This window comes from Cryptosporangium sp. NPDC051539, from assembly GCF_044454545.1.
In the GTDB taxonomy this organism is placed as follows: Bacteria; Actinomycetota; Actinomycetes; order Mycobacteriales; family Cryptosporangiaceae; genus Cryptosporangium.
Genome location: NZ_JBITDV010000012.1, coordinates 204,855 through 221,496, shown reverse-complemented (window position 1 = coordinate 221,496; position 16,642 = coordinate 204,855). Strand labels below are relative to the sequence as shown.

The 16,642-nt window shown below is 71.6% G+C and carries 19 protein-coding genes; 8 read left to right on the top strand and 11 right to left on the bottom strand.

Annotated features, from left to right (window positions below; translation table 11 throughout):
* From ACIBZJ_RS33095 to ACIBZJ_RS33055, 9 genes are all read right to left on the bottom strand, one after another.
* Window positions 1–2,148, bottom strand: coding sequence for a 3-hydroxyacyl-CoA dehydrogenase NAD-binding domain-containing protein (locus ACIBZJ_RS33095; protein WP_395936701.1), 2,148 nt, complete (start codon window positions 2,146–2,148; stop codon window positions 1–3).
* Window positions 2,145–3,359: an acetyl-CoA C-acetyltransferase gene (locus tag ACIBZJ_RS33090; RefSeq protein ID WP_395936699.1), complete on the bottom strand. Its 1,215-nt coding sequence runs from the start codon at window positions 3,357–3,359 to the stop codon at window positions 2,145–2,147. The genes ACIBZJ_RS33095 and ACIBZJ_RS33090 overlap by 4 nt, the downstream gene beginning before the upstream one ends.
* Window positions 3,360–3,374: 15 nt before the next feature.
* On the bottom strand, window positions 3,375–4,520 hold the full coding sequence (locus ACIBZJ_RS33085; protein WP_395936696.1) for an acyl-CoA dehydrogenase family protein: 1,146 nt from the start codon (window positions 4,518–4,520) through the stop codon (window positions 3,375–3,377).
* A 3-nt stretch (window positions 4,521–4,523) separates the two neighbouring features.
* Window positions 4,524–5,120, bottom strand: coding sequence for a TetR/AcrR family transcriptional regulator (locus ACIBZJ_RS33080; RefSeq protein ID WP_395936694.1), 597 nt, complete (start codon window positions 5,118–5,120; stop codon window positions 4,524–4,526).
* Between the two features lie 73 nt (window positions 5,121–5,193).
* Window positions 5,194–5,679, bottom strand: coding sequence for a hypothetical protein (locus ACIBZJ_RS33075; protein ID WP_395936692.1), 486 nt, complete (start codon window positions 5,677–5,679; stop codon window positions 5,194–5,196).
* Window positions 5,676–5,915, bottom strand: coding sequence for a hypothetical protein (locus tag ACIBZJ_RS33070; RefSeq protein ID WP_395936690.1), 240 nt, complete (start codon window positions 5,913–5,915; stop codon window positions 5,676–5,678). Before ACIBZJ_RS33070 ends, ACIBZJ_RS33075 begins: the two co-directional genes overlap by 4 nt.
* Before the next feature lie 132 nt (window positions 5,916–6,047).
* The gene (locus ACIBZJ_RS33065) at window positions 6,048–6,827 is read right to left on the bottom strand and encodes an ABC transporter permease (protein ID WP_395936688.1); all 780 of its coding nucleotides are present in this window, start codon (window positions 6,825–6,827) and stop codon (window positions 6,048–6,050) included.
* On the bottom strand, window positions 6,824–7,750 hold the full coding sequence (locus ACIBZJ_RS33060) for an ABC transporter ATP-binding protein (protein ID WP_395936686.1): 927 nt from the start codon (window positions 7,748–7,750) through the stop codon (window positions 6,824–6,826). The genes ACIBZJ_RS33065 and ACIBZJ_RS33060 overlap by 4 nt, the downstream gene beginning before the upstream one ends.
* A 49-nt stretch (window positions 7,751–7,799) precedes the next feature.
* Window positions 7,800–8,417 carry a TetR/AcrR family transcriptional regulator gene (locus tag ACIBZJ_RS33055; protein ID WP_395936684.1) on the bottom strand — a complete coding sequence of 206 codons (618 nt, stop codon included), beginning with the start codon at window positions 8,415–8,417 and terminating at the stop codon, window positions 7,800–7,802.
* A gap of 131 nt (window positions 8,418–8,548) precedes the next feature.
* On the opposite strand from ACIBZJ_RS33055, the gene ACIBZJ_RS33050 reads away from it, so the two are divergent.
* The 3 genes from ACIBZJ_RS33050 to ACIBZJ_RS33040 all read left to right on the top strand — a co-directional run bounded on the left by ACIBZJ_RS33050 (window position 8,549) and on the right by ACIBZJ_RS33040 (window position 10,352).
* Window positions 8,549–8,743 (top strand): hypothetical protein, encoded by a 195-nt coding sequence (locus tag ACIBZJ_RS33050; RefSeq protein ID WP_395936682.1) that lies wholly within the window; start codon window positions 8,549–8,551, stop codon window positions 8,741–8,743.
* Window positions 8,744–8,808: 65 nt separating this feature from the next.
* Window positions 8,809–9,507 (top strand): enoyl-CoA hydratase-related protein, encoded by a 699-nt coding sequence (locus ACIBZJ_RS33045; RefSeq protein ID WP_395936680.1) that lies wholly within the window; start codon window positions 8,809–8,811, stop codon window positions 9,505–9,507.
* 41 nt (window positions 9,508–9,548) lie between these two features.
* Complete coding sequence (locus ACIBZJ_RS33040; RefSeq protein WP_395936678.1) at window positions 9,549–10,352, top strand: FAD-dependent monooxygenase; 804 nt, start codon at window positions 9,549–9,551, stop codon at window positions 10,350–10,352.
* Window positions 10,353–10,449: 97 nt separating this feature from the next.
* Here the strand turns inward: ACIBZJ_RS33040 and ACIBZJ_RS33035 are convergent, their stop codons facing one another.
* Window positions 10,450–11,625, bottom strand: a complete 1,176-nt coding sequence (locus ACIBZJ_RS33035) for an SLC13 family permease (RefSeq protein WP_395936676.1) — start codon at window positions 11,623–11,625, stop codon at window positions 10,450–10,452.
* Window positions 11,626–11,636: 11 nt separating this feature from the next.
* On the opposite strand from ACIBZJ_RS33035, the gene ACIBZJ_RS33030 reads away from it, so the two are divergent.
* The 5 genes from ACIBZJ_RS33030 (at window position 11,637) to ACIBZJ_RS33010 (ending at window position 15,041) form a co-directional block, all read left to right on the top strand.
* A complete protein-coding gene (locus ACIBZJ_RS33030; protein WP_395936674.1) occupies window positions 11,637–12,452 on the top strand; it encodes a PfkB family carbohydrate kinase in 816 nt (271 codons plus the stop codon).
* Window positions 12,449–13,054 carry a nucleoside/nucleotide kinase family protein gene (locus ACIBZJ_RS33025; RefSeq protein ID WP_395936672.1) on the top strand — a complete coding sequence of 202 codons (606 nt, stop codon included), beginning with the start codon at window positions 12,449–12,451 and terminating at the stop codon, window positions 13,052–13,054. The genes ACIBZJ_RS33030 and ACIBZJ_RS33025 overlap by 4 nt, the downstream gene beginning before the upstream one ends.
* Window positions 13,055–13,146: 92 nt before the next feature.
* The gene (locus tag ACIBZJ_RS33020) at window positions 13,147–13,404 is read left to right on the top strand and encodes a hypothetical protein (RefSeq protein WP_395936670.1); all 258 of its coding nucleotides are present in this window, start codon (window positions 13,147–13,149) and stop codon (window positions 13,402–13,404) included.
* Between the two features lie 12 nt (window positions 13,405–13,416).
* Window positions 13,417–13,782, top strand: coding sequence for a YciI family protein (locus tag ACIBZJ_RS33015; RefSeq protein WP_395936668.1), 366 nt, complete (start codon window positions 13,417–13,419; stop codon window positions 13,780–13,782).
* Window positions 13,779–15,041, top strand: coding sequence for an RNA polymerase sigma factor (locus ACIBZJ_RS33010; RefSeq protein ID WP_395936666.1), 1,263 nt, complete (start codon window positions 13,779–13,781; stop codon window positions 15,039–15,041). Before ACIBZJ_RS33015 ends, ACIBZJ_RS33010 begins: the two co-directional genes overlap by 4 nt.
* A 50-nt stretch (window positions 15,042–15,091) precedes the next feature.
* Here ACIBZJ_RS33010 and ACIBZJ_RS33005 read toward each other — a convergent pair whose 3' ends face one another.
* Window positions 15,092–16,633 carry an MFS transporter gene (locus ACIBZJ_RS33005; RefSeq protein WP_395936664.1) on the bottom strand — a complete coding sequence of 514 codons (1,542 nt, stop codon included), beginning with the start codon at window positions 16,631–16,633 and terminating at the stop codon, window positions 15,092–15,094.
* Between the last annotated feature and the right edge of the window lie 9 nt (window positions 16,634–16,642).

Sequence of the window (16,642 nt, the reverse complement as noted above, 5' to 3'; positions counted from 1 at the left end):
TCACTCCAGCGCGGCCCGCAGCGAGCCGGCGGCGACGGCGCGGTCGCGCAGCAGCGCGGGCGGCCGGAAACGCTCGCCGAACTTGTCGGCGAGTTCATCCGCCCGGCCCACGAACGCTTCCACGCCGTACTGGTCGACGAACTGTGCGACGCCACCCAAGCCGGGTGGGAACCCGATGCCCATGATCGAGCCGATGTTCGCGTCCGCGACCGAGGTCAGCACGCCTTCTTCGAAGCAGCGCGCGGTCTCGACCGCCATGATGAACAGCAGCCGGTCCTTCGCCTCCTGGAACCGGATGCCCGGGCCGCTTCCGGGGGCCAGCCCATCCACGTTCGGCGGGAACACGTCCGCCAGCCCCGGCCACACCTGCTTCGACGGCTCCCAGTCGAAGAAGCCCTTCCTGGCGGCCTTTCCAGTGCGTCCGTGGTCGCGGACGAGCGTCCGCAGCACCGCCAGCCCCGGGTGGGCCGCAGCCGAGCCGCCCTGCTCCTCGATCTTCAGCGGCAACGTGAGCGTCACCTCGTCGAGCAGCGTCAGCGGCCCGGCCGGGAACCCGGACTGCAGCGCCGCCCGCTCGACGCTCATCGCCGGCAGCCCCTCGGCCAGCAGCGCCGCGCCCTCCATGACCATCGTCCCGAACACCCGGCTGGTGAAGAACCCTCGGCTGTCCGTGACGACGATCGGCGTCTTGCCGATCGCCCGGGTGTAGTCGTACGCCTTCGCCACGGCCTCGGGCGAGGTCCGGGCGCCGACGATCAACTCGATGAGCGGCATCTTGTCGACCGGCGAGAAGAAGTGCACACCGACCAGATCGGACAGTCCCGATCCCTCCTGCAGACCGGTGATCGGCAACGTCGAGGTGTTCGACGTGATCAGCGCGTCGGGCGCGGCCGCCGCGGCCTCGGCCAGCACACGGTGTTTCAGCGCCACGTCCTCGAACACCGCCTCGATGACGAAGTCGCAGCCCGCGAGGTCGGCGGCGTCGGCGGTGGCGTGGATCCGCCCGAGGAGCGCGTCTCGCTTCTCCGGCGTGCTGCGGCCGCGGTCGACCTGCTTGTCGAGGATCTTCTGCGAGTACGCCTTGCCCCGTTCGGCCGCTTCCGCCGACACGTCCTTCAAGACGACGTCGATACCGGCCCTGGCCGTGACGTAGGCGATCCCGGCGCCCATCATTCCGGCGCCGAGCACCCCGACCTTGCGTGGTGTGAACGCGGGCACGTCGGCGGGCCTGCTGCCGCCGCCGTTGATCCGGTTCAGGTCGAACCAGAACGCCTGGATCATGTTCTTCGACGTCTGACCGGTCGCCAGGTCGGCGAAGTACCTTCCCTCGATCACGAACGCGGTGTCGATGTCGACCAGCAGACCCTCGACCGCGGCACACAGGATGTGGTGGGGCGCCGGCAGGTGCGCGCCCTTGAGCTGCTTGTGCAGGTTCGCGGGCAGCACGGGCAGCAGCCCGGCCAGTGACGGCGAGGTCGGCAGGCCACCGGGCACCTTGTAGCCCTTGGTGTCGTAGGGCTGCACGGCCTGCGGGTTCGCGTCGACGAAGCGCTTCGCGGCGGGCAGCAGGTCGGCCGGATCGCTCACCACCTCGTGCACCAGCCCGAGCTTCTGCGCGGCCGGCGGCCGCAGCTGCTGGCCCTGGAGCAGCAGCTCCAGCAGCCCGGTGAACAGCCCCAGCAACCGCACCGTTCGCACGACGCCCCCGGCACCGGGCAGCAGCCCGAGCGTCACCTCGGGGAACCCGAGCTTCGTCGACGGCGTGTCGAGGGCCACCCGGTGGTGCGCCGCGAGCGCGATCTCGAGCCCACCACCGAGCGCGGCGCCGTTGATCGCCGCCACCACCGGCACACCCAGCGTCTCGATCGTGCGGAGGCGACGCTTGATGTCGGTGACCGTGGTCAGCAGCTGAGCCCGGTTCTCCGGGCGCGCCCGGATCAGCTCGTCGAGGTCACCACCGGCGAAGAACGTCTTCTTCGCGCTGGTGATGATGACGCCCTTCAGCGAATCCTTCTCGCGCACGAGCCGGTCGACGGTCTCGCCGAACGCCGCCTGGAACGCGGCGTCCATCGTGTTCGCGGACGAGTTCGGCTTGTCCATCGTCAGCGTGACGACGCCGTCCTCGGAGCGGTCCCAGTGAATGCTCACAGCTTCTCCACCACCGTCGCGATACCCATTCCGCCACCGACGCAGAGCGTCACCAGTCCGTACCGCTCGTCGCGGCGTTCCAACTCGTCGATCACCGTGCCGAGCAGCATCGCGCCGGTGGCGCCGAGCGGGTGGCCCATCGCGATCGCACCACCGTTGACGTTCACGATGTCCTCGGAGAATCCGGTGTCGGCCATGAACCGCAGCACCACCGCCGCGAACGCCTCGTTCATCTCGACCACCGCGATGTCGTCGACGGTCAGCCCGGCCTTCGCCAGCGCCTTCCTCGTCGCCGGGGCCGGACCGGTGAGCATGATCAGCGGGTCGGCGCCGGAGACAGCCGTCGACACGATCCGCGCGCGCGGGGTGAGCCCGTGGTTCCGACCGGCCTCCTCGCTGCCGATCACCACCAGCGCGGCCCCGTCCACGATCCCGGACGAGTTGCCGGCCGTGTGGACGTGGTTGATGCTCTCGACCCAGTGGTAGCGGTCGAGCGCGACCGCGTCGAATCCGCCCTGGTCACCGATGCCGGCGAAGGACGCCGGCAGCCCGGCCAGCGACTCGGCCGTGGTACCCGGCCGCACGTGCTCGTCCTGATCGAGGACGACGTCCCCGTTGAGATCGGTGACCGGCACGATCGAGCGCGCGAAGTACCCGTTCGCCCACGCCTTGGCCGCCCGGGCCTGCGAGCGGGCCGCGTAGCCGTCCACGTCGGCGCGTGACCAGCCGTGCAGCGTCGCGATCAGGTCGGCGCCGATGCCCTGGGGCACGAACATGGTGGAGTACGCGGTCTCCGGGTCCTGCGCCCAGGCTCCGCCGTCCGAGCCCATCGGCACCCGCGACATCGCCTCGACGCCCCCGGCGAACACCAGGTCTTCCCAGCCCGAGCGCACCTTCTGCGCGGCGATGTTCACCGCTTCCAGTCCGGAGGCGCAGAACCGGTTGAGCTGGACGCCGGACACCGTGTCCGGCAGCCCGGCGGCGATCGCCGCGGTCTTCGCGATGTCGGCGCCCTGCTCGCCGACCGGGCTCACCACGCCGAGCACGACGTCGTCGACGCCGGCCGGATCCAACTCGGGGTTACGGGCCCTGACCGCGTCGATCAGGCCGGTGACCAGCGATACCGGCTTCACCGAATGCAGCGACCCGGTCTTCTTGCCACGCCCGCGGGGTGTGCGGATCGCGTCGTACACGAAAGCTTCGGTGCTCAAGGGACGCCTCCGGGGCTAAACGCCGAGCGATCGCCCGACGATCTCCTTCATGATTTCGGTGGTTCCGCCGTAGATCGTCGTGATCCGTGTGTCCGTGTAGGCACGCGCGATCGGGTACTCGCGCATGTAGCCGTAGCCGCCGTGCAGTTGCAGGCACCGGTCGACCACGCGCTTCTGCATCTCGGTCGTCCACCACTTGGCCATCGCGGCGTCGGTGACCGTGTACCGACCGGCGTTGTGCTCGAGCATCGCCTTCTCGATGTAGGTTTCCGCGAACTCGAGTTCCGTCGCCATCTCCGCGAGCACGAAACGGTTGTGCTGGAAGCTGCCGACCGGGCGTCCGAATGCGTGGCGTTCCTTGGCGTAGGAAAGCGTGCGGTCGAAGACCGCGCGGGCTCCGGCGACCGCGGCGACCGCGATCGAGAGCCGTTCCTGCGGAAGCATCGACATCAGGTGGAAGAACCCCTGGTTGAGCTCGCCGACCAGGTTGGACGCGGGGACGCGGACGTCGTCGAAGAACAGCTCGGCGGTGTCTTGCGCCTTCATGCCGATCTTGTCGAGGTTGCGGCCGCGCTCGAAGCCGGGCATGCCCCGCTCGACCGCGATCAGACTCAGGCCGTGGGCGGCCTTGGCCTCGGGGTCGGTGCGCGCCACGACGAGGACGAGGTCGGCGTGGATGCCGTTGGTGATGAACGTCTTCGAGCCGTTGAGCACGAAGTCGTCGCCGTCGCGGCGGGCCGTGGTGGTGATGCCCTGCAGATCGGAGCCGGCGCCCGGCTCGGTCATCGCGATCGCGGTGATGATCTCGCCCGAGCAGAAGCCGGGTAACCAGCGCTGTTTCTGCTCGTCGGTGGTGAATTCCACCAGGTAGGGCGCGGTCACGTCGTTGTGCAGCGTGAAGCCGACGCCGCTCGCGCCGACCGCGATCGTTTCCTCCGACAGCACCGCGTTGTAGCGGAAGTCCTTGATGCCCCCGCCGCCGTACTGCTCGGGCACGTCCGTGCCGAGCAGGCCCTGCGCGCCGGCCAGGGTCCAGATGCGCCGGTCGACCTGGCCTTCGGACTCCCACTCGTCGTGGAAAGGGACGACTTCCTTGGCCAGGAACGTGCGCGCGATCGAGCGGAACGCCTCGTGATCTTCGTCGTACAGGGTTCGACGCATCCGTTACCTCCGGGTCGCCAGCATCTCCGCCCAGGCGTCCAGAGCCCGGGCTCGCTGGGTTGCGTTCCAGTCGGTGAGCAGGCCGCTGACCCCGCGGCCGAGGAGCAGATCCAGGGTCATCTGCTGGAGCAGCGGGTCGGGGGTGACGTACTCGCGGCAGAGCTCGCGCAGGTCGATCGCGAGGCGCGCCTCGACCGGGATGAGCATCTCGCGCAACGCCGGATCGCTCCGCGCCGCGACCCAGAGCTCGACGGTGGCCGCGTACAGCGGGCCGGAGAGGAGGTCGGCGAGCAGGTCGAGCGTCCGGCGGAGCTGGTTCTCCTCGCCCGCGAGGTCGGCGATCTGCTGCCGCACGACGGCCGCGCGCTGCTCGGCCAGATGGCCGACCGCGGCGGCGACCAGCTTCTCCTTGGTGCCGTAGTGGTGCAGCTGCGCGCCCCGGCTGACGCCTGCGCGCTGGGCGACCGCCGTCGTCGTCGTACCCGCGTAGCCGGCGTCGACCAGGCAGGCGAGGGTGGCGTCGAGCAGCCGGGTACGGGTGGCGGCGCTCCGATCGGCCTGCGTCCGGCGGCCGGGCTGGGTGTCGGTCGGCTGGGCCACGCGCCACCTTCCTCACGCCGTTCGGTTAGCGTGAGTCTCCGGTGCGGACTGCATACAGTCAAGCCTGTATGTTTTAGGCGGCCGGCGTGTCGGTCCGGCGCTCGGTCGGCCCGATCCGGACCCGTGCCACGCCGGCGCCGCGTTCCTGCAGGAACCGCACGAGCAGCGCGGCAGTGAGCACCGGAATCATCGTCCGGAAGTCGAGCAGTTCGGGTTCGGGCAGTCCGGCCCGGCCGTGCCGCGGGTCGACGACGACGTCGTGCAAGGCCCGCGGCGGATGGGGATCGTGCCGCGCGGCGCGGGCGGCGAGCTCGACCAGCGCGACCGTCTCGGGTTCGACCGGGACGACCGTGCCGACCGACGCGTAGAGGCGGTGCAGGTCGCTGCCGGGGATCGTCGGGTTCCAGAGGCGCTGGAGCCGCGCGACGAGCGCACGGCAGCCGGGCAGCAATGCCGCGGGTGCGGTGATCTCCACCGGCGCGCCCCAGGCGGTGAACGTCGCGGAGGCCGGCATCGCGGCGGCCGGGCCGGCCACCGGGTGGAGCGGGAGGACGTTCATCGTCCGCTCCGGCCGACCGGACCGAGGCCGGTGGTGACCGTCTGGCTCGCGGCCGACAGGAGCGCGGACTCGGTCGGCCGGGTCGTCACTCCCCCGCTCACCGTGAGCGAGAGCGCGGCCGCGGCGGCGAGGACGGCGGCCGCGACCGCGAGCCGGGGCCGGCGCGCCGGGGCGCGGTGCCGTCCGAGCGCGCGGAGCGACGGCGGCAGGGTGGTGGGAGCAGCAACGGCGGTCATGGTTCGTCCTCTCATCCGCTGATGTCCCCACGGTCGGGCGCGCCCCTGAGCCGACGCTGAACCGCGGCTGTGAGGCCGCCGTGAAACGGCCGACGGGCCCCGGCCAGCGGCCGGGGCCCGTCGGGCGAGGCGTCAGACCCGCGCGGTGTCGCGCTTGAACAGGCGGGCGGCGCCGAGACCGAAGACGGCGGTCCAGGCGATCACGTTGACCACCTCGGTCATCGTCACGGATTCGCCGGTGAGCGGGCTGCGGGCGATCGTGCCGATGCCGTAGACCGGAGTCCACTTCGCGATCTCCTGGAACGCGTGCGGCAGCACCTCCAGCGGGACGAACAACCCGCCGAACATCGCCAGGATCGCCAGGATCGGGCCGAGGAACTGCATGACGTTCTCGGCCGGCACCAGGTACCCGATGAACAGCCCGAACGCGGCGAACACCAGCGAACCGACCCAGGCCGCCAGCCCGGCCAGCACCCAGATGTGCGCCGGCATCCGCACACCGGCCGCCGCCCCGACGACGAACTCGACGATCACCGCGGCCAGGCCCAGCGTCATCGCCGACAGCACCTTCGTCGCGATGTACGCGGACGGCCTGAGCGGCGTCAGACGCAGCTGGCGGCTCCAGCCCAGCGCCCGCTCCACCGCGACGCCCGCGCCACCGCTGGTGGTGGCGACCATCGCGCCGTAGACCGCGAGGCTGATCATGATGTAGTCGGTCACCGGCATGCCGTTGTCGAGCTTCTGCCCCTTCTGCGGCAGGCCGAACAGCAGGAAGAACGCGGCCGGCATGATCAGGATGAAGATCAGCGTCCGGCGGTTGCGCAGGATCCGGCGGATCTCCAGGCCCAGGTAGGTCAGGTTCAGCCCGCCGAACCTCGGCGTCCGACGCTCGCCGACGTAGGTCGTGCTCATCGGTCGTTCTCCTTCGAGTCGGTCGTCAGCGCGATGAACGCGTCTTCGAGGTTGCGCGAGGTGATCTCCAGGTCGCGGGCCGGCGTGGAGTTGAGCAGGTAGCGGGCCACGCCGTCGGAATCGGACGCGTGCACCAGCACCGACTCGCCCCGCACCTCGACCTGGTCGACGCCGGGCAGCGCGGCCAGCGCCACCGGGTCGGCGCCCGGCAGCGTGGCCCGGACCGTCCGCCCCGACGCCAGACCCTTGATCTCGGCCGACGTGCCGTCCGCCACCACCCGGCCCTGCCGGACCAGCACGATCCGGTCGGCGTAGGCGTCCGCTTCGTCCAGGTAGTGGGTGGCGAACAGGATCGTGCGGCCCCGGGCGGCGTCCTCCCGGATCGCGCTCCAGAATTCGCGCCTGCCCTCTACGTCCATGCCGGTCGTCGGTTCGTCCAGCACCATCAGGTCCGGATCGGGCAGGAGCGCCATCGCGAACCGGAGCCGCTGCTGCTGGCCACCGGAGCACTTGCCGACCCGCCGATCGGCGATCTCGAGAATGCCCGCGCGGCGGAGCACCTCGTCCACCGGACGCGACCGGCCGAACAGCGAGCCGGTCATCCGGACCGTCTCCGCCACGGTCAGGTCCTTGAGCAGGCCGCCGGTCTGCATCACGGCGGCGATCCGGCCGTGTGCGATCGCGTCGGCCGGCTTCTCGCCGTACACCTCGACGGTTCCGGCGGTCGGCTGGGCCAGGCCCAGCATCATGTCGACGGTCGTGGTCTTGCCTGCCCCGTTCGGCCCGAGGAACGCGACCACCTCGCCGGGCTCGATCGTGAGCGAGAGGTCGTCCACCGCAGTGACCGAGCCGAAGCGCTTCGTGAGTCCGGTGAGGCGAACGGCCGCGGTGGTGGCCGTCGGCGTCAGCGTGGTGTTCTCCATGCCGACTACTTTCGGCCTCAGCGGTTGCCGCATCCCGGATCGAGCGTCATCACACGCCCGTGACATCTGTCAGGGGGTTGCCGGTGCGGTCCAGAACGTGGGCGCTGACCAGCAGGGCCGTGAGCAGGGCCCGGGCCTGTTCGACGAAGGCCCGGCGGGCTTCCGGACCGGTGCCCTGCGACAGCGTCCGCATCAGCAGGCCGTCCACACACGCGACGATCAGCGTGGCGCGCTCGGCCGCCTTGCCCAGACCGACGTCGACCAGGATCCGGGCGACCAGCGCCTCGAACGCCGTCCGCCAGGTCGTCATCGCCTCGCTGAGCTCGGGACGCCGGGTCGCCTCCAGCGTGAGCTCGAGCCGGGCAGCGAGCGGCGCGGGGTCGGACAGCCAGCAGTCCAGCAGTTCGAGCGTGCGATCGATCGCGTGGGCCGCGTCACCGGGGTGGTGGGCGGCGTCGGCGGCCAGGTCGTCGACGTCGGTGCCGATGCGTTCGCCGAGTCGCTCGACGACCGCGGTGAGCAGCGCGGCCCGGGTGCGGAAGTAGGCCGACGTCGAGCCTTCCGGCAGGCCGGCGGCGGCGTCGACGGCCCGGTGCGTGAGGCCTCGGAGACCGGCTCCGGCGACCAGGTCGATCGCCGCGTCGAGTAGATCGGTTCGGCGGCTCACGCTGCTCACCGTACTGTGACCGGAACAACTTCTACAGCTGTAGACGATGGCCGATTTTCGACGTAGCTTCTACAGGTGTAGAGCTTCTACGGACGTAGAAGTACCGACCGGGAAGGACCGGAGGGATCAGGATGATCGACCAAGGTCTCCTCACTGCCGCCAGCATTTACGTCGGCGTGCTCATCGGGGTCGGTGCGCTGCTGCTGCTCGCGCTGGCCGCCTGGGGCGTCCGCGCGAAGACGGCCTCGCGGCACGAGCCGCTGACCGCCCGCGCGCAGCGCCACAGCGGGGCACCGAAGCCCCGCACCCCGCACCCCGTCCACTGAGTGAGCTTCACCCGCAGGGCCCCGCGACGACGCGGGGCCCTGCGGGTTTCCGGCACACTGCGGCCATGCTCCACGAGTTCACCCACGCGTTCGAAGGGCGAGAGATGCAGCGCGACGGCGACGTCTTCATCCTGGATCTCGGTGCGGACGAGAACCGCTTCCACCCCGACCGGCTGAGCACCCTGAACACCGCGCTCGACGAGATCGAGGCGTTCGAGGGCCCGAAAGCGCTGGTCACGTCGGCTACCGGCAAGTTCTGGTCGAACGGGCTCGACCTCGACTGGGTCGGCGCGAACCCCGACCGGTTGCAGTCCTACGTCGTCGATGTCCAGGCGCTGCTCGCCCGGGTGCTCACGCTGCCGGTGCCGACCGTCGCCGCGATCCAGGGCCACTGTTTCGCCGCCGGAGCGATGCTGGCGCTGGCACACGACTTCCGGGTCATGCGGGCCGACCGGGGCTTCTTCTGCCTGCCCGAGGTCGACATCCAGATCCCGTTCACCGTCGGCATGTCCGCGCTGATCCAGGGCCGACTCGACAAGCAGACCGCGCACGAGGTCATGACGACCGGACGCCGCTACGGCGGCACCGACGCGGTCGCGGCCCGGATCGTCGACGCGGTCGCGGACGAGGGCAAGGTGCTCGCCGCCGCGGTCGAACTGGCCCGGCCGCTGGCCGGCAAGCCGGCCGCGACGCTCGGCACGATCAAGCGACGGATGTACGTGGACGTGGTCACGGCGCTGAGCGACCCCGCCGCCACGCTCTGAGCGGAGTATTATTTCACCAGCCGATGAAATAGGGGGCCGCGGTGGAGACCGACGTCTGCGTGGTCGGTGGCGGCCCGGCCGGGCTGGTGCTCGGGCTGTTGCTCGCCCGCGAGGGCGCCCAGGTCGTCGTGTGCGAGAAACACGAGGACTTCCTCCGCGACTTCCGCGGCGATACCGTCCACCCGTCGACGCTGGACCTGCTGGCCGACCTCGGCCTGAGCAAGGAGTTCGACGCGCTCCCCCACCGGGCGGTCACCCGACTCGCGATCGACCTGCCGGACGGCACCTGGCCGGCCGCCGACTGGCAGATCGCGTACGTGTTCGCGAAGAACGGCTACGCGCAGGTGCAGGCCGAGGGGCTGCCGGCGTTCCGGGCGTCGATCACCGACGTCGTGCCGGAGTTCGGCGACCGGGTGGACGAGATCACCGGCTGGGACGACCTCCGGCTGCTCACCGTCACCGTCGACCGGCTCGACCGCTGGCACGCTCCGGGCGTCCTGCTCATCGGGGACGCCGCCCACGCGATGTCGCCGATCGGTGGCGTCGGCATCAACCTCGCGGTGCAGGACGCGGTGGCCGCGGCGCGGATCCTGGCTCGACCGCTCCGCGAACGGCGGTTGTCCAGCGCCGTCCTCGCCGACGTGCAGCGCCGCCGCAGGCTGCCGGCGGTCGGCACCCAGCTGTTCCAGCGGCTGGCCCAGCAGGCGATCGTCCGGCCGGTGCTGGCCGGTGGCCGCCCGGTCACCGCGCCGTTCCCGCTGCGTCTGCTGAGCCGGTTCCCGGCCCTCCAGGCCGTCCCGGCCCGCCTGGTCGGAGTCGGAATCCGCCCGGAGCGCCTCGGATAGCCGCGGAGCGGCCCGGTTCTGCCCGGCCCGGTTCTGCCCGGCCCGGTTCTGCCCGGCCCGGTTCTGCCCGGCCCGGCCCGGCTCGCCTGGGCTCGGTTCAGGTGATCGCTAGTGCGGCCACCGCGGCCACCAGCGCGACGGTCGCGGTGACCGCGCTCGTCAGCACGAACCGGCCCCACGCGATCGGTACGCCGGCCGCACGGCAGCGCTCGTACCAGAGCAGCGTCGCGACCGACGCCCACGGCACCACGATCGGACCCACGTTCACGCCGATCAGCACCCCGAGCAGCGCGTCACGCGGCACCGCCGCCTCCACCGCCACGTACGCCGGCAGGTTGTTCACCAGGTTCGCCATCACCGCCGACACCCCGGCGACCCGGACCGAGCTCGGCGAGTCCCCCAGCAGTGCCCGCAGCAGGTCGGACAGGCCCAGCCGCCCGATCGCGTCCATCACCAGGAACAACCCGGTGACGAGCACCAGCAACCGCCACGGCACCAGCGACCACCGCAGCGCGGAGCGGTCCCGCACCGCGAACGTCACCAGCACGACGACCGCACACACCGGCGCGGCGACGTCCAGCGGCACCCCCACCAGCACCAGCACCACGAAGAGCAGGCAGGCGGCCGCGCACACCGCGGTCAGCCGCCGGTCCGGTGGCCGGTGCGGCTCGGGCACCTCGTACCGGGCCGACGAGCCCCGGCGCCAGTAGAACAGCCACAGAGAGGCCGCCGTGGCGAGCACCGACGCGAGCTCCGGCAACGCCATCCGCGCCGCGAACCCGACCGGCGACAGCCCCACCCGGTCGGCGGCCAGCAGGTTCGTCAGGTTCGACACCGGCAGCAACAGGCTCGCGGTGTTGGCCAGCCACACCGTGACCATCGCGAACGGCAGCGCCCGGACCCCGAGCCGCGTCGCCAGCGCGACCATCACCGGGGTCAGCAGCACCGCGGTCGTGTCGAGGTTGAGCACGGCCGTGACCAGCGTCGCGAACACCACGCACAGCGCGAACAGCACCGCGAAACGTCCCCGGCCCAGCCGCGCGAGCCACGTCGCGACCACGTCGAACACCTGCGCCTGCGCGGTGAGCTCGGCCAGCACGATCACGGTGCCGAGGAAGACCAGCAGCGGCACGACCCGGTGCATCGTCCCTTCGGCGTCGCGCAGCGGGACCAGCCCGAACGCCAGTGCCAGCAGCCCGGCCGCGAACAGGCCCAGGCCGACCCAGTCCAACGGCTCCAGCCGAGGACGACGCCGGACGGATTCACGCACCATAGGCTCCGAAGATGTCACGTGGGGTGTTCGTCGGTATCGCGACGGTCGACGTCGTCCATCGGTTGGAACGACCGCTTCGACCGAACGAGAAAGTCACCGCACTGCGCCAAGACATCTCCGCTGGTGGCCCTGCCGCAAACGCGGCCGTCGTTTTTGCCCGCCTGGGCGGGGACGCGACGCTCGTCACAGCGCTCGGCCGGCACCCGCTGGCCCGGTTCGCCGCCGAGGACCTCGCCCGGCACGGGGTGACGGTCCGGGACGCCGCGCCGGACGTCGTCGAGCCGCCGGCGGTCTCGGTCATCCAGGTGATCGACGAGACCGGCGACCGGCAGGTCTCCTCGGTCAACGCCGGTGCGTTCTGGGCCCGGTACCCCGCACAGCCACCGGGCGGGATCACCGACGGAGCCGACGTCGTCCTCGTCGACGGCCACCACCCCGACCTGGCCCGTGCCGCGGTGCGGGCCGAGGCGCCCGTCGTCCTCGACGGCGGCAGCTGGAAGCCGGTGCTGTCGGACTTGCTGCCGTCGGTCGACTACGCGGTGTGTTCCTCGGCTTTCCCCGAGCCGGAGTCGCTCGAGGTACCGCGGGTGGCGGTGACCCGCGGGCCGGACCCGATCCGGTGGTGGGCCGGCCCGGAACGCGGCGAAGTGCAGGTACCGTCGGTCGTCGTGCGAGACACCCTCGGCGCCGGTGACGCCTTCCACGGCGCGTTCGCGTACGCCCTGACCACCGGCGCGTCGTTCGTGGAGGCGCTGACCACCGGGGCCAGGGTCGCCGCGCTGCGCTGTTCGGTCGTCGGCCCCCGGGCCTGGCTGGAGCAGCTGTGAACCCGGAGCTGCTGGCCCGCGCTTCCGAGCTCGCGGCCGGCCCGCGCCGCATCCTCGGTCTCACCGGCGCCCCCGGCGCCGGCAAGTCCACGCTGGCCGCGGAACTCGTCGACGCGCTCGGTCCGCACGCGGTGCTGGTCGGTATGGACGGCTTCCACCTGGCCAACGACGAACTGCTCCGGCTCGGCCGCCGCGACCGCAAGGGTGCCGTCGACACGTTCGACGCCGCCGGCTACGTCGCGCTGCTCCGCCGCCTGCGCGACCCCGCCGACGAACTCGTCTACGCGCCGGTCTTCCGGCGCGAGATCGAGGAAGCGATCGCGTGCGCGCTCCCGGTGCCGTCCGCGGTTCCGCTCGTCGTCACCGAAGGCAACTACCTGCTGGTGGACGAAGGCCCCTGGGCCGCCGTCCGCGGCCTCCTCGACGAGGCCTGGTACCTCGAGGTGCCCGAGGACGTCCGGATGGAACGGCTGGTCACCCGGCACATCGCGTTCGGGAAGAACCCGGACGCCGCGCGGGCCTGGAGCTACGGCACCGACCAGCGCAACGCCGACCTCATCGCGTCCACCAAGCCTCGCGCGGACCGCGTCGTCCGGCTCTAGAAAAAGTTTTCCGCGGCGGTGTCGATCCGGCGCTCTCCCGTTCGAGAGACGGGTGAGGGGCCGGTCGGCGGCCCGCCGGAGAGGAGCTTCGGATGACCGACACCGCCGTTCCGGCCCGGCCGGAGGCCGGACGGTCCGCCCGGTGGCCGCTCACGCTGTACGGGGTGGGCCTGGTCGCGAACGGCTTCCCCGGTTTGGCCGCGTTCTCGCTGGTCACCGGCGTCGTGTTTCTCGCGTTCTTCCTCGCACTGGCCGCGAGCGGCGGTACCGCCTGGGCTCTGCTCGGGTTCACCGTCGCGGTGGTCCTCGCGTCCGCCTGGCTCTCCGTCGTCTCCCTGCACTACCGCTGAAAGGACCTTCCGATGCGTTATCTGACCCTGCTGCGTGGCGCCCACTCGACCACTCCGCCGCCGCCCGAGCTGATGGCCGCGATCATGGCCCTCGGTGAGGAGGCGACGAAGTCCGGCGCGCTGCTCGACACGTCCGGGCTCGCCCCCAGCGCCAGCGGTGCGCGGGTGTCGCTCAGCAACGGCGACCTGACCACGACCGACGGCCCGTTCGCGGAGTCGAAGGAGGTCATCAGCTACGCGGTCTACGAGGTCGCGTCGAAGGAGGAGGCGGTCGAGTGGGCGTCCCGCTTCCTCAAGGTGCACCGTGACCTCTGGCCCGGCTGGGAGGGCGACGTCGACATCCTGAAGCTGTTCGGCCCGGAAGACTTCCCGATGTGAGCGGAGAAGACCTGGCACACGTGCGGCGCGTCGTCGATGCGGTCTGGCGCATCGACGGCGCACGGATCGTGGCCGGCGTCGCGCGCCTGGTGAACGACCTCGGGCTGGCCGAGGAGATCGCACAGGACACTCTGGTCATCGCGCTCGAGCGCTGGCCCCGCGACGGTGTTCCGGACGATCCGGGGCCCTGGCTCCGTGCGACCGCGAAGCACCGGGCGATCGACGCGATCCGGCGCCGCGCCCGGTACTCGGAGAAGCTCGCCGTGCTCGGCCGGGACGCCGAGCGCGACCGTACGGACGAACTGGTCGACGAACTCGACGACCACATCGGCGACGACCTGCTCCGGCTGATCTTCACCGCGGCCCATCCGGTGCTCTCCACCGACGGCAAGGTCGCGCTGACGCTACGGCTGCTCGGCGGGCTGAGCACGCCGGAGATCGCCCGGGCGTTCCTGATTCCCGAGGCCACCGCGGCCCAGCGGATCGTCAGGGCCAAGCGCACGCTCAGCGCCGCCGGCGTCGAGTTCGCGATGCCGACACCGGCCGAGACCGCCGAGCGGCTCGGCGCCGTGCTCGGCGTCGTCTATCTGGTGTTCAACGAGGGGTACTCGGCGACGAGCGGGACCGACTGGGCGCGGCCCGCGCTCTGCCGGGAGGCGATGCGCCTCGGCCGGGTGCTGGCCGGTCTGCTGCCGGAGGAAGCCGAGGTGCACGGGCTGGTCGCGCTGATGGAGCTGCAGGCGTCCCGGCTGCCGGCCCGCACCGGCGCGGACGGGCGGCCGGTGCTGCTCGGTGACCAGGACCGGCGCCGCTGGGACCGGCTGCTGATCCGCCGCGGCCTCAGCGCACTCGACGACGCCGAGTCGCGCGGCGGGGGGCCCTACACGCTGCAGGCCGCGATCGCCGCCTGTCACGCGCGTGCGATGTCTGCCGACGACACCGACTGGGGCCGGATCGCCGCGCTCTACGAGGTGCTGGTGTACGTCCGCCCGTCGCCGGTCGTCCGGCTGAACCAGGCGGTGGCGGTGGGGAAGGCCGGGAACCCGGAGCGGGGTTTGAGCATCGCCGACGCGCTCGGCGCGGAGCGCGCGCTGCGGGACTATCCGCAGCTCCCGGCCGTGCGCGGCGAGCTGCTCGCCGAGCTCGGCCGGCGCCGGGAGGCCGCGGACGAGTTCCGGCGCGCGGCCGGTCTGACGCGGAACGAGAGCGAACGGACGCTCTTCGAGACCCGCGCCGCCGAGCTCGGGCCGGCCGGCTGACCAGCGCCGGACGGCCCCGCTGTTCAATCCGTGAGCAGCGGGGCCTCCGATCACTGTTCCCCGACCGGTACCGGCTCGGGCTTCTCCGCGGCCCACGCCGGCGGCTCGGCCGGTGCCTCACCGCGCAGACGGGTGAGCACGAGCGTCGCCACCGCTCCGACCAGCGCGACCGCGGCCGCGACCAGGTAGATCGTCCGCAACCCGTTCGCGAACGCCTGGTGCACCAGGTCCTCCACCGCGGCGCGGGCCGACGGCGGCGCGCTCTGCACGACGACCTGCGCCTGACCGCCTGAGACCAGGTCGGCGACCCGACTCGGATCGTCCACCGAACCGCTGCCGCGGACGACCGCCTCGACCCGACCGGCGAACACCGCACCGAGCACGGCGATCCCGAGCACGTACCCGAGCTGGCGGAACGTCGTCACCGCGCCGCCGGCCATGCCGCTCCGCTCGCGCGGCACGGCCGCGGTCGCTGCCGACGAGAGCGTCGGCATCGCCATTCCCACTCCGATCCCCATCACCGACAGACCCGGGAGCAACACCGCCCAGGACGAGCCGGCCCCGACCAGCGCCTGGAGCGCGCCACCGGCCGCGACCAGCGCGATTCCGATACCGATCACGGTTCCCGGAGCGACCCGGTCGTGCAGGAAGCGCCCGGTGAGCACCGAGAAGATCAGCGACAGGATCGACAGCGGCAGGAACACCGCACCGGCGCCGATCGGCCCGAGCCCGAGCACCGACTGCACCCAGAGCGACGTGAACGCCATCGCACTGAACGCGCCGGCCTGGAGCAGGATCGCGCCGAGCATCAGACCGGTGAACGCCGGCCGCTTGAACAGCGCCAGGTCGAGCATCGGGTACTTCCGAGCACGCTCCACCAGCACGAACGCCACCAACGCGATCGCGCCGACGAGCCAGGCGACCACCGGGGCGGTCTCGGTCCAGCCGTCTTCGGCGGCGCGGATCAGCCCGTAGGTGACCGCGGCGGCCGCGATCGTGAACGTGACGACGCCGGCCGGGTCGAGCTTCGCCGACGGGTCGCGCGTGTCCTTGAGCACCCGCATCGCCAGGACGAACGTCAAGACGCTGATCGGGATGTTGATGACGAAGATCGACGGCCAGCCGAACGCCTCGGCCAGCAGACCGCCGAGGATCGGGCCGGCCGCCGCGGCGGCTCCGTTGATCGCGCCCCAGATGCCGAACGCGATGCCCCGGTCCTTGCCGGTGTAGGCGGTGTTGATCAGCGCAATCGTGGTGGCGAACATCGCCGCGCCCCCGATGCCCTGCACCGCGCGGGCGGCGATCAGCGTCGCCGAGCTGGTGGCCAGCGCGCAGCCGAGCGAGGACAGCGCGAAGAGCACCATGCCGATGAGATAGACCCGTTTGCGGCCGAACCGGTCGGCCAGCGAGCCGACGCCGAGCAGCAACGCCGCCAGCGCCAGCGCGTAGATGTCGATGACCCACTGCAGGTCTCCGAGACCGGTCCTCAGATCCGACGCGATGTCCGGCAGAGCGACGTTCACGATCGTGACGTCGATCAGCAGCATGAAGGTGCCCAACCCAATTGCGACCAGGGGCATCCACTTACGCATTTCTGGTTC

Excerpts from the sequence above, each read along its gene's own strand:
- ACIBZJ_RS33085 (WP_395936696.1), bottom strand. The coding sequence starts at position 4,520 with ATGCGTCGAACCCTGTACGACGAAGATCACGAGGCGTTCCGCTCGATC.
- ACIBZJ_RS33075 (WP_395936692.1), bottom strand. The coding sequence starts at position 5,679 with ATGAACGTCCTCCCGCTCCACCCGGTGGCCGGCCCGGCCGCCGCGATG.
- ACIBZJ_RS33070 (WP_395936690.1), bottom strand. The coding sequence starts at position 5,915 with ATGACCGCCGTTGCTGCTCCCACCACCCTGCCGCCGTCGCTCCGCGCG.
- ACIBZJ_RS33065 (WP_395936688.1), bottom strand. The coding sequence starts at position 6,827 with ATGAGCACGACCTACGTCGGCGAGCGTCGGACGCCGAGGTTCGGCGGG.
- ACIBZJ_RS33060 (WP_395936686.1), bottom strand. The coding sequence starts at position 7,750 with ATGGAGAACACCACGCTGACGCCGACGGCCACCACCGCGGCCGTTCGC.
- ACIBZJ_RS33050 (WP_395936682.1), top strand. The coding sequence starts at position 8,549 with ATGATCGACCAAGGTCTCCTCACTGCCGCCAGCATTTACGTCGGCGTG.
- ACIBZJ_RS33045 (WP_395936680.1), top strand. The coding sequence starts at position 8,809 with ATGCTCCACGAGTTCACCCACGCGTTCGAAGGGCGAGAGATGCAGCGC.
- ACIBZJ_RS33035 (WP_395936676.1), bottom strand. The coding sequence starts at position 11,625 with ATGGTGCGTGAATCCGTCCGGCGTCGTCCTCGGCTGGAGCCGTTGGAC.
- ACIBZJ_RS33030 (WP_395936674.1), top strand. The coding sequence starts at position 11,637 with ATGTCACGTGGGGTGTTCGTCGGTATCGCGACGGTCGACGTCGTCCAT.
- ACIBZJ_RS33020 (WP_395936670.1), top strand. The coding sequence starts at position 13,147 with ATGACCGACACCGCCGTTCCGGCCCGGCCGGAGGCCGGACGGTCCGCC.
- ACIBZJ_RS33015 (WP_395936668.1), top strand. The coding sequence starts at position 13,417 with ATGCGTTATCTGACCCTGCTGCGTGGCGCCCACTCGACCACTCCGCCG.
- ACIBZJ_RS33005 (WP_395936664.1), bottom strand. The coding sequence starts at position 16,633 with ATGCGTAAGTGGATGCCCCTGGTCGCAATTGGGTTGGGCACCTTCATG.